11 protein-coding genes are annotated in these 11,584 nt (G+C 36.8%); all 11 read right to left on the bottom strand.

Annotation, left to right across the window (positions count from 1 at the left end; translation table 11 throughout):
• Positions 1-273 precede the first annotated feature (273 nt).
• Positions 274-1,803, bottom strand: a complete 1,530-nt coding sequence (locus tag RV14_RS01540) for a C40 family peptidase (protein WP_071854587.1) — start codon at positions 1,801-1,803, stop codon at positions 274-276.
• A 210-nt stretch (positions 1,804-2,013) separates the two neighbouring features.
• Positions 2,014-2,523 carry a rod shape-determining protein MreD gene (gene mreD, locus RV14_RS01535; RefSeq protein WP_071854586.1) on the bottom strand — a complete coding sequence of 170 codons (510 nt, stop codon included), beginning with the start codon at positions 2,521-2,523 and terminating at the stop codon, positions 2,014-2,016.
• Positions 2,524-2,526: 3 nt separating this feature from the next.
• Positions 2,527-3,381 carry a rod shape-determining protein MreC gene (gene mreC / locus RV14_RS01530; protein ID WP_071854585.1) on the bottom strand — a complete coding sequence of 285 codons (855 nt, stop codon included), beginning with the start codon at positions 3,379-3,381 and terminating at the stop codon, positions 2,527-2,529.
• Positions 3,382-3,537: 156 nt separating this feature from the next.
• Positions 3,538-4,176 (bottom strand): thiamine diphosphokinase, encoded by a 639-nt coding sequence (locus RV14_RS01525; protein ID WP_071854584.1) that lies wholly within the window; start codon positions 4,174-4,176, stop codon positions 3,538-3,540.
• Positions 4,177-4,827, bottom strand: coding sequence for a ribulose-phosphate 3-epimerase (gene rpe / locus RV14_RS01520; RefSeq protein ID WP_071854583.1), 651 nt, complete (start codon positions 4,825-4,827; stop codon positions 4,177-4,179).
• A gap of 12 nt (positions 4,828-4,839) precedes the next feature.
• The gene (rsgA, locus tag RV14_RS01515; RefSeq protein WP_071854582.1) at positions 4,840-5,739 is read right to left on the bottom strand and encodes a ribosome small subunit-dependent GTPase A; all 900 of its coding nucleotides are present in this window, start codon (positions 5,737-5,739) and stop codon (positions 4,840-4,842) included.
• Positions 5,740-6,003: 264 nt separating this feature from the next.
• The gene (pknB, locus tag RV14_RS01510; protein WP_071854581.1) at positions 6,004-8,040 is read right to left on the bottom strand and encodes a Stk1 family PASTA domain-containing Ser/Thr kinase; all 2,037 of its coding nucleotides are present in this window, start codon (positions 8,038-8,040) and stop codon (positions 6,004-6,006) included.
• Positions 8,037-8,777 (bottom strand): Stp1/IreP family PP2C-type Ser/Thr phosphatase, encoded by a 741-nt coding sequence (locus RV14_RS01505; protein ID WP_071854580.1) that lies wholly within the window; start codon positions 8,775-8,777, stop codon positions 8,037-8,039. Before RV14_RS01505 ends, pknB begins: the two co-directional genes overlap by 4 nt.
• Before the next feature lie 12 nt (positions 8,778-8,789).
• Positions 8,790-10,148 carry a 16S rRNA (cytosine(967)-C(5))-methyltransferase RsmB gene (gene rsmB / locus RV14_RS01500; protein ID WP_071854579.1) on the bottom strand — a complete coding sequence of 453 codons (1,359 nt, stop codon included), beginning with the start codon at positions 10,146-10,148 and terminating at the stop codon, positions 8,790-8,792.
• Complete coding sequence (fmt, locus tag RV14_RS01495; protein WP_071854578.1) at positions 10,148-11,089, bottom strand: methionyl-tRNA formyltransferase; 942 nt, start codon at positions 11,087-11,089, stop codon at positions 10,148-10,150. The genes rsmB and fmt overlap by 1 nt, the downstream gene beginning before the upstream one ends.
• Positions 11,082-11,573 carry a peptide deformylase gene (gene def / locus RV14_RS01490; RefSeq protein WP_071854577.1) on the bottom strand — a complete coding sequence of 164 codons (492 nt, stop codon included), beginning with the start codon at positions 11,571-11,573 and terminating at the stop codon, positions 11,082-11,084. The genes fmt and def overlap by 8 nt, the downstream gene beginning before the upstream one ends.
• Positions 11,574-11,584 lie beyond the last annotated feature (11 nt).

The following is an 11,584-nucleotide window of genomic DNA, read 5'->3' as shown; positions in this document are numbered from 1 at the left end:
CATTCAGTAGTTAAAGAAAAAATAGCGAAAGACGATTTTTTTCCAACCGTTTATAATTGTATGTTGTAAAAAATTTGTGACAAAGATAATTTATTCGCCTGATTAAAAGAAAACAGTAGTGTTTCACATTTAAACTATATTAAATACACTGCCAAAAAACAGCTTCCAAAATATTTATTTTATTATAGAAATTAAAACGATAAATACGTTCTTTTTGTGACTAATGAAACAAAAAAAGAGTTAGATTATTCAATAACCTAACTCTTTTTATTATTACATGCTTACTGCAAAATCAGGTGCGAACCATTGAACTGAACCGACTTTAACACTTTCACCGGGTTGTGGTGCGTGAATGTATTGTCCACCACCTAATGAAATCGCTACGTGATAAGAACCACCAGGAGATCCCCAGAACAACAAGTCACCGGCTTTAGCTTGAGAAACTGAAATTCTTGTACCAGCAGATTCTTGAGGAACTGTCCAGCCACCAATATCGCGACCAGTTGCTTGTAAATAGACATAGCGCGTAAATCCAGAACAGTCAAAACCACTTGGATCTTTACCGCCCCAAACATAAGGAACTCCAATATATTTGTAAGCTTCTGCTACTATAGAAGAACCATTCACACTACCAGCAGGTTGTGACGGCGCTGGTGTTGGCACTACTGCATTATCTGAATTATTTGTGTTATTCGTATCATTCGAAGTACTTGAATCACCTGTAGGATTACTGCTGTCGCTACTACTATCTGATGTATTACCTGCATTATTTGAGCTGCTTGAATTGCTGCTACCGGAGTCAGTTGCAGGAGTTGAATCTGACGTAGAAGAATCAGAGATAGTTGATTCATCAGTAACTGAAGATTCAGAAGACGATGATCCAGTTGATGAATTTTCTGCCGTCGTTGAAGAATTAGCCGTACTTGATCCTTCTGTCGACGTTGTTGAAGACTCTGAAGCTGCCGACTCTTGACTTGAAGATTGCGCAACTGATGAATCTTCTGTTGTTGAAGCTTTTGTTTGCGCAGCAGCTTGTTCACGTGCTTCTTTTTCAGCTTTTTCTCGTGCCGCTTGTTGACGCGCTTGTTCTGCTAAGCGAGCTTGCTCACGAATGCGTGCTTGTTCTGCTTGTGCTTCGGCTTTCTTACGATTTAATTCAGCTTTCTTACCTTCTGCTGTTGCTTGTTCAGCTGCCAACGAAGTTTTTAAGACGTTTAAGTCAGCTTGTTTTGCTAATAAATCACCTTTTTGTGATTCTAAAACAGCTTGGTTTTTCGCAAGTTCTTTTTGTTTTGCTTCATTTTCATTTTTTTTCGCTTCTACTGCTTGTTTGTCTTCTTTTTGTTGTTGAACCAATTCTTGGTTTGCTTTGACGATTGAAGACATTGCTTGAATACGTCCAATAGCATCTGCGAAAGAATCTGCATTCAATACTGCATCAATATAATTGGAACTAGTATTTTTTACTTGCGTTTCGCGCGCTTGTTTTTGAATAGTTGCTTCACGTTTTTCAATACGCTCTTGTAAATCTGCAATTTCTTGTTTTAATTGAGCAGACTCTTTACGTAAAGTTGCTTGTTTTGCTAATAAATCCTGTGCTTGTGCATTAATAGTAGAAACTTGATCTTCTAATGCTTCGATTTGTGCTTGTGCACTTGATTGCTGATTTTGCAAATCCGCAATTTTTTTATCTTGCTGTTGTATCTGCGAATCAAAATCTTCTGCCGCGGCAGCGATCGGTGACCCTACGGCAGTTAAAGCGATTGAACTTAGCATTACCGCTGACAATAAACTCTTTTTCACTCTTCATTCCTCCGACTGGCTTAATTTAATAATATCTAAATATATTTAAGTCTTTCTTAATGATATAAAAATTGTACCATAGCAGTATGTCAACGATATAATAGTTATGTTACAAAAATATTTCAAAATAAAATCTTAAAATGACAAAATTGCAAGTTTCAACAATTATTCAAAAAAGAAAAATTCATTTCAGAAATATAAAAAAAGAAATTATTCGTCACTGAATAATTTCTTACATGGAAAAACGAAAATAGTAAAAATGATCATCGTTAATAATAATGTCGGCCCAAGATATCTTGTAATAAAGTAAGTATTATTTACAGAAACTAATTTAAAAATTAATTGTACACCTAACGTGAATAATTCATATCCCGTAACAAAAATGATCATGCTAAAGAATTCTGTAAATATATTGAAATGGATATAAGAACTCATTGAATACATAACAAACACCATAAAAGGCATCGCTACAGCATAAATTCCGATGACGCCTATATAATAGGCGTCAAAAATAATTCCTAAAACGAGCGTCGTAACCAGCAAATACCTTTTGGAAAATTTCAGACTTCCAAATAACAAAACTAATATCAGAAAATGAGCACTCGCCATGGATGTTCCTTTTGACCATTCCACAAACATTCTAGTCAAATGCCCATCAAGCAGCATCAACAAAAATAATAAGACTGGAAAATAGTATTTCATTGTTTCTTTTTTCAACATAAGCTAGTCCTCCACCAGACGTTGAACGATGGTTACTACTGGCAGATCATACATTTCGGCGTAAGGCTTAACATATACTTCTCGATCTAGTCCATAACTATCTGGTTTTGTTTTAATGACTGTTCCGATTGGTAAATCTGCTGGAGAGTTGCCGCCTAACCCAGAAGTTTGAACGACGTCTCCTTCTTTAATATTTGTATCACCCGTCAACTGTGTCACCACCAAAGCATGCAGTTTTTCATCATAATTTTTCAATAAACCAAATGCTTCTCCACTAGAAGAAGATATACGGACTGGGAAATGATTGGAACTTTCATTTGATGACGTTAATAATTCAATTTTAGAAGAAGCTGCATTGACTTCAACTACTCGACCAATCAGTCCTTTTTGTGCCATCACCGCCATGTTAACTTCAATACCCTCTCTTGTTCCCTTATCAACGATTAGCATATCTTGCCAAGTATCCGGTGAACGAGTAATCACGTTAGCTGTTACTTTTTTATAATTGCTTAATGTTTGATTTAAATTAAGTTCCTTTTTTAATGCTTCAATTTCTTTTTGGGAATTCTTATTTTTTAATGCTAATTCATTATAGCTGTCAATTTTCTCTTTTAATCGCTCATTTTCAGAGTAAGTAGAAAATAGATTATGAACAGAATCAACACTGTTTTCGACCCATCTTACTGGAGCAGAGATTATGCGATCAACAAATGAAACACTGTCATTAACGATGGACTGGAAGAAATTAGGTTTTCCTTCATTCGCTCGCTGAGCAGCGGTCACGCTTAATATTGTCACTACAACAATGACAATAACTAAGGTAATAATAATATTTTTATTAGGATTGAACTTCTTCACAAAGACACCTCGTAATTAATTAGACTCTTATGGTAAATTTTATCACTAATTGAGGCGAAACAAAAGGTATGACACTTCTCTTAAGCTTTTTTTTAGTAAATGAGCAATTACTTTTTTTCTCCCAACAGCTGCTTAAAAAATTGGCTTGTTCTAGACTTAATCTTTGCTTTGGATGACTGCGACCATGCCTGTTGAAAATGAGAAAGTAGCAGTAGCTGAAGTAAATTCATTGCTTGCATAAGATGTGGGTTTTAAAACATCTGTCATTTCCAGTTCATACTTGCTATTTTTAATGGACAATTCTGCTACTGGTGTTAAACAGCAATACGCCAAATAGTTCATCGAAGAAATTCGTGTGACTACATGTTTCCCAGGTAAATAATAAGTCACGTGATTTTGTCGATCCCACATAACTAAATTGGAGGCATATGGCTTAAACCGCGGTTCTAAAGGCAGCCAAAGATTTGCTAGAAGATGATCCAATCGACCACCGGTTGCTCCAATAATTGTTATTATAGCTTTAGGATAACACTCAAGGATTTTCTTTAGTCCTAATTGTGTGTCTGTGTCGTCTTTTTCTGCTGGAGCCTGTATAAAAGCAGCTGCTTTTTTCTTCACTGCTTTTTTTTCTTCAACAGTTAACGAATCAAAATCGCCAATTGCTAAATCTAATGGAAAACCCGCTTGAAGAAGATTCCATGATCCCCGATCAATTCCTACGTACCAATCGTAAGTTTTTTTAAGCTCTTTAGGCCAATCTTTTGGGGAACCTCCTGCTGCTAACAAGACTCTCATTTAGTTTAACGCCTCTTTTAATTTTTCAATCTGTTCTACAGGATTTTTTGAGTCATAAATGAAAGAACCGGCAACAAAAATATCCGCTCCTGCCTTTTGACAAATTTTAGCTGTTTCTGGAACGATTCCACCATCCACTTCAATCAGATAATGCCAATTATTTTTGGTGCGTAATTCTGTTAATTCTGCCATTTTCTCAACCATTTCTTCAATAAAGTTTTGTCCGCCAAAACCAGGATTGACTGTCATGACTAATACTTGATCTGTCATTGGCAAAACATGTTTAATCATTGATACAGGCGTCCCGGGATTAATTACTACGCCAACTTTTACGCCTAAGCCTTTTATCATTTGAAGTGCACGATGAATATGTGGTGTCGTTTCCACATGAACTGTAAGGATATCCGCTCCTGCTTTGGCAAACGCTGGGATATATTTTTCAGGATCAACAATCATCAAATGAACATCCAGCGGTAACTTCGTGATTGGTCGGAGAGCTTGTACAATATTAGGTCCAAACGTAATATTTGGGACAAACTGACCGTCCATGACGTCTACATGTATATAGTCGGCTCCGCCTTTTTCTACTAATTCAACCTCTTTTTGTAAATTAGCAAAATCTGCACTTAAGATTGATGGTGCTATTTTCATCAGTAATTCCCCCTATTTTCGTTTTCCTTCTTTTCTTGAATACATGGGTCTGCGATTGATAATTTCTTGCAAAAATTGTAGATAATTATCATAACGTGTTTGTGAAATCTTCCCCGACGCTACTTGACGTTTGACTTCACAATCGGGTTCTTTGACATGCATGCATTCTCTGAAACGACAGTGTTTAACTGCGTTGACAAACTCAGGAAACTGTTTAGGTAATTCTGCCGCTTCAATTGTTAAAAAATCAATGGAACTAAATCCAGGTGTATCTGCTACTAACCCATCATAAAGCGCAAGCAGTTCTACATGTCTTGTAGTATGCCTGCCTCGTCCTAATGAATCAGAAATTTCACCAGTTTCTAAATGTAATTCTGGAGAAATTTTATTTAATAGCGTCGATTTTCCAGCACCTGATTGTCCCATAAATACCGTCAATCGCTCTGGAAAATAACGAATCAACTCTGCTGTATCTTCTAAATGTTTGGGGATAATCACTGGATAACCAAGTTTTTCATAGATTCGTTTGATCTCGTTAATTTTTGAATCATTACACGCTAAATCTGTTTTAGTCAAAAAAATGATAGGATCAATAGATTTATGCTCTAGCATTACTAAAAAACGATCCAATAAATTGAAAGAAAAATTTGGTTCCACTAAGCTAGTAACGACTACGCCTAAATCAATATTTGCCACAGGCGGGCGTACGAGTTGATTTTTACGCGGCATTACTTCTAACAAATAACCATCTGTTTTATTTTCACTTTCAAACAATACTTGATCGCCGACTAAAGGAGTGATTTTTCGGTTACGAAAATTGCCTCGTCCTCTTGTTTGGTAAGTTTCACCGTCTGCGTATACATAATAAAACCCACTAATTGCTTTTCTAATTTGTCCTTTGATGTATGCCACCTCCGTTTTTCCTTATTTTACCACAGGAAGAAAAAAACATGTGGTGTTCTATACAAGAAACTTAGAAAATTTCATTAAAAAAGGACTGTGACATTCATTTGTCTCAGTCCTTAAATAAAATAAACAATAAACAAACGAGCTTTGAAAACGAAAGAATCAACGCCTTGAAGCAAACTTTAATGGTTTAAATATGAACAGTTGTTTTATATTCTTACTTATTCTTATAGTTACTCGCTGTTTTCACAACTTCTTTCTTTATCGGAACTATTTTTCAGTTGAGCTAGTAGAACTTTCTTCTTTTGATGAACTACTACTACCCGTACTATCTTTGCTACTACTTGATGTCTCCTTTTCTGAACTTGAAGACTCTTTTTCTGGTTCAGGTCCTTTTGAGTAGATGACATTGACGATGGTTCCCGGTGAAATGGATGCACCGACTCCTGGTATTGTTCGAATCACTTTATCTTTATCAACTGTTTCGGAATATTCATAAGACTCATGTCCGATATATTCCGCCCCAATGTCTGACAAATAACTTTGAGCATCACTTTTCGTATAACCTGAAATATCATTTAACGTTTTAACATTTGGACCTTGACTTACAACAAAACTGATATAGCTGGATTCAGTTAGTGGCTCGCCAGAATTAGGTAATTGGCTGATGATTGCACCTGCTGGAACCCTATCACTATAATCGTAAGTAGCACTGACGTTTTTATATCCATTTGAATTTAACATGCCACGAACGGTTTCATAATTTTGTCCAGTATAATCACTCATCGTCGGTTGAGCACCTTGACTTACAACAAATGAAATAGTATCCGTTGTTGGATCAACTCTTGTTCCTTCACCTTCAGATTGTGAGATAATCATGCCCTTTTCCACATCATTACTAAATGCTTCCTCTCTTTTGATACGGTCTGATGAAAAGCCCATTTTTTTCAATTGGTTGCTTACTTCGTCATAACTTCGCCCAATATAATCTTCTAATTTAATTTTCTTTTTACCGCTACTTACATAAAGTATCACTTTCCGTTTTTGCTTGACCGTTGTTCCTGCTGCTGGATCCGTTTTGACTACGCTACCTTCTTCGATTTTATCATCTGCAATTTTTTCCGTCTTCGCAGCTACTTCTAAATCGGCATTCGTCAATGTTTCTATTGCCGATGACTCAGATAACCCGGAAACATTTGGTACGACTACTTCGTCACGCCCACCAAAGACAAAAAACGCTACTGCTCCGATTCCTAGCAATGCTAAACTAACTAATAAAATGAGCCACCATTTTTTATGCTTTTGTATTTTTGGGTCAGGCAGCTTCTCTTCTTCTGCCGGTACAAGCTCTTCTTCTGATTTTTCTTGTGGTAAAGGCATCGTTTTGAAGGACTCTGGCATTGGTGTATCTTCTTCTATCGGTGAAAGGACTTTAGTTTCGTTATTCATTGCTTGCGGCTGCCATTTTGCTTCATTCACCCTAACCGGTGATAAAGCGGTAGCTAAGTCTTCAGACATTTCTTCTGCCGATTTGTAGCGATCCGAAGGTTCTTTTGCAGTGGCTTTTAGCACAATATTTTCTAAGGCTTGTGGCGTTGCCGGATCTAAATCTTTAATTGAAGGCAGTTCGTCTTGGAAATGTTTCAAGGCAATAGTAACTGCTGATTCTCCATCAAAAGGTACACTTCCTGTCAATATTTCATAAAGAATAATTCCTAACGCATAGATATCCGATTGTTTGGTTGCCATACTTCCTCTAGCTTGTTCAGGAGATAAATAATGAACCGAACCTAACATCGTATTGGTTTGCGTAATAGATGTTTCAGATAAAGCAATTGCTATGCCAAAATCAGTAATTTTGACCACACCTTCATTATCAATCAAAACATTTTGCGGTTTTAAATCACGATGAATGATTTGATGGCTATGAGCTAGAGAAATCGCCGATAAAATTTGTTGCATGATATTGACGGCTGTTTCGTAAGGAACGGGATAATGTGTTTGAATATATCTTTTTAAATCCATTCCTTTGACATATTCCATCACGAGATACTGCATATTGTCTTCTTCCCCTACATCATACACACTAACAATATTTGGGTGAACAAGCTCTGTTGCAGCTAATGCTTCTCGTTGAAAACGTCGGATAGCAGTTTGGTCATTTTGAAAATCAAACCGCAAGACTTTTATCGCAACATCACGATCTAAGATAAGATCATGCGCTAAAAATACGTTCGCCATGCCTCCACTGCCAATATTACCAGTAATTTGGTAACGACCATTCAATTTTTTCCCTGGCTCAATCATGATGCGTCCTCCTTATAGTCGATCAGAAGAACAGTAATATTATCTGCACCGCCTGCTTCATTTGCACGCTCAATTAGTTCCGTTACTTTATCTAACAAGTTTCCTTCTTGATTGATGATCGTTCTAATCGTTTCTTCAGATAACATATTAGTCAAACCGTCAGAACATAATAGTAAGCGATCTTTTAACTGCCAAAAATAAGTAGAGACATCAACTTCTACACTTCCCGGCATGCCTACTGAACGAGTTAAAATATTTTTTCGTGGATGATTTATGGCCATTTCTTCGCTAATCTCTCCGGACTTTACAAGTTCATTGACTAAAGAATGATCATCAGTTAATTGAATGATCTTATCTTCGCGAATAAGATAAGCACGGCTATCTCCTACGTGAGCAATAGTGAACTGCTCTTTTGATAATGCAGCTGCTACAATGGTTGTGCCCATGCCGTTATATTCAGGACGTTCTTGTCCACGCTGATAGATACGTGTATTTTCTTCTTGAATTGTTTGAATAAACCATTGTGCGACTTTTTCTTCATTACAAAGTTCCAAACTTTCCCAAGCAGCTCCTAAATTTGTAACAGCCATTTGACTAGCAACATCTCCTGCACGATGACCGCCCATTCCATCTGCTAATACCGCTAATTTGACCCCTGCTTGATTCGTAAAGACACTAGCATAATCTTGATTTGTATTACGTCGTTTTCCAACGTCTGATTGATATTCAATCTGCATTCTTTCACCTCATTACTTTTTACGCAAACAACAAATAAAAAAACCATCCGTGTAAAATTGATGCGGATATAAAGCCAGCATCTTATCTTCGATTGATGATTTGAGCACAGGTGCAGTCAAAACATCAATCCTTTCAAAATCAGGATGACGACTTAAAAAAGCTTCAACCACTTCTTGGTTTTCTTCTTTGAGAATCGTACACGTACTATAAGTCAATATTCCAGAAGTTTTTAATATAGCTGCACAGCTTTCTAAAATTTCTAATTGGATCGTTGGCAAGGCAGCTAAATCTTCGGTATTTTTTTTGTAACGGATATCAGGCTTCCTTCTAAGCAGCCCTATTCCTGAACAAGGTGCATCTACCAAGATGCGATCAAATAGTTCATCTGAAAATTGTTTTTTCACTTCTCGTGCATCTAATTTTTGTGCATAAACAGTAGAAAAAACACCTAAACGTTTGGCATTTTCCTCAATCAATTTTACTTTATGTTTATGAACATCTAATGCCACGACTTTTCCACCGCTTGCCGAATCTAAAAAAGTAGCAATATGTGTTGTTTTTCCTCCCGGAGCTGCGCAAGCGTCTAAAACATGATGTCCCGATTCAATTTGCATAGCTGGTGCTACGAGCATTGAACTTTCATCTTGGATGGTCATGATCCCATCACGAAATAAAGAACTTGAAGCTAAATGACCTTTTTCAGCAACTACTCCGTATGGGGTTAGTTTGCTTGCCTTGGCCGAAATTTCTTCTGCTTGTAGTGTTCTAATAGCACGCTCTCTTGAACATTTTCTGACATCTACGCGACCGCTCACTTGACTTGGTTGGTAAAGAGAAAGCCCTAGTTTTTCTGTTTCCTCATAACCAATTTGTTTAACCAAACGATTCGTTAACCAAACCGGCAAGCTAATTTTTACTGCTAAGCGTTCAATAGGATCATTAATTTGTTCGATAGCTGGTTTTCCTTGACGTTGATAGTTTCTTAAAACGCCGTTTACAAATTTTCCAGTGCCGGGATTCCCCTTAATTTTAGCAATTTCCACTGCTTCATTCAAGATGGCATGCGGTGGTACTTTATCCAAAAATTCTAATTGATACACCGAAAGATACAACAAAGTTTTAACCCAGTCGTCTACTTTTTTCGCTTTTGTAATTAGTGGTTTTATATAAAACTCAAGCAGCATTTGTCGACTAATCGTACCATAAACCAGTTCTGTAAATAAGCCGATATCTTTTTGATTCAAATTTCCTTGATTAATCATTTCATTTAATAATAAATTAGAGTATGCGCCTCCTTTATTCACACGTTCTAAAGTAATTAACGCCATGTAACGAACTGATTTTTTCATTTTCTGAGGGATCTTTGGCATTATTTCACCTGCTGTCCAATCATTAACTGCTGCCCGCTGCCATTTAAAAATTCACTTACCAATTGTTTACCCTTTCCTGCTGGTTGTAATTCTTTGATAGCTAACACGGTTTGATTTCCGCAGGCGATCCAAAGATTTTTTTTGTCTTTTTTGACAATGGTTCCTGGTTTAGCTGATGTCTTTTCATCTAATGCTTCCACAGCTAAGATCTTCCAGCGACTTTGTTCATATGTCGTAAACGCAATAGGCCAAGGACGCATGCCACGCACTTGATTGTCTATTTCTTCTGCTGTTTTATTCCAATCGATTGCTTCTTGTTCACGTGTAATATTTGGTGAAAAAGTAGCTTTTGATTCGTCTTGTGGATAAGGAGCAAGTTTTCCGTTCAATATGTCAGGCAACGTCCTTAATAACAGTTCTTTTCCTAAACTACTTAATTTTTCGAACATGCTGCCGACATCATCTTGTTTTGTAATCGGCAAGCTTTCTTGTGCATAAATACCACCAGCGTCCATTTTTTTGATCATCTCCATGATCGTCACGCCTGTTTCTTTTTCCCCATTAATAATTGAATAATGCACAGGAGCTCCTCCTCGATAATTTGGTAACAAAGAAGCATGAACATTAATCGCTCCGTGAAGGGGTGATTGTAATAATTTTTCTGGTAAAAATTGACCAAATGCTGCCGTAATAATGATGTCTGGTTGTAAAGCAATAATTTTTTTCATTTCTTCTGAACCGTCTATTTTTTCAGGTTGCAAAACCAATAATCCGTGTGCGATAGCTGCTTTTTTTACAGGCGAAGGAGTGATTACTTTTTTACGTCCAACGGGGCGATCGGGTTGTGTTACAACTGCCAAAACTTCATATCCTTCTTCCAATAGACCCTCAAGAATCGGCACTGAAAAAGCCGGTGTTCCCATAAATACTAACTTAGTCATCAAGATGTTCCTCCATATAATCTTCTAAACTAGCTTCTGGGATTTGCTCGATCATTTTTTCAATAAACAATACACCATCTAAATGATCAATTTCATGCTGAAATGCTCGAGCTAAATAGCCAAAAGCTGTCACTTCTATTTCCTCTCCTTCACGATCATAATAGCGAACGGTTACTTCATCAAAACGCTTGACTGTTCCATAAACATGAGGAATACTTAAGCACCCTTCTACATCAATACTCTCTCCTTTTGTATCAATAATTTCTGGATTAATTAATTCAAATTTTTCACCTTCATCTACTTCGACAACAGCAACTCGTTTATTTTTACCTACTTGCGGTGCTGCAATACCAATGCCATCATTGGCCACCATCGTCTCATATAAATTATCCAATAAGTCAATGGTTTCATCGGTAATTACATCAATAGGTTGCGAAAATCGTTTTAATTTATCATTAGGATGAATCAATATAGGGTAGCGCATGTCATTTCCTT

Origin of the sequence: Enterococcus ratti, from assembly GCF_001886195.1 — a bacterium.
GTDB classification, from domain to species: domain Bacteria; phylum Bacillota; class Bacilli; order Lactobacillales; family Enterococcaceae; genus Enterococcus_B; species Enterococcus_B ratti.
This window is presented reverse-complemented; position numbering and strand designations above follow the sequence as displayed.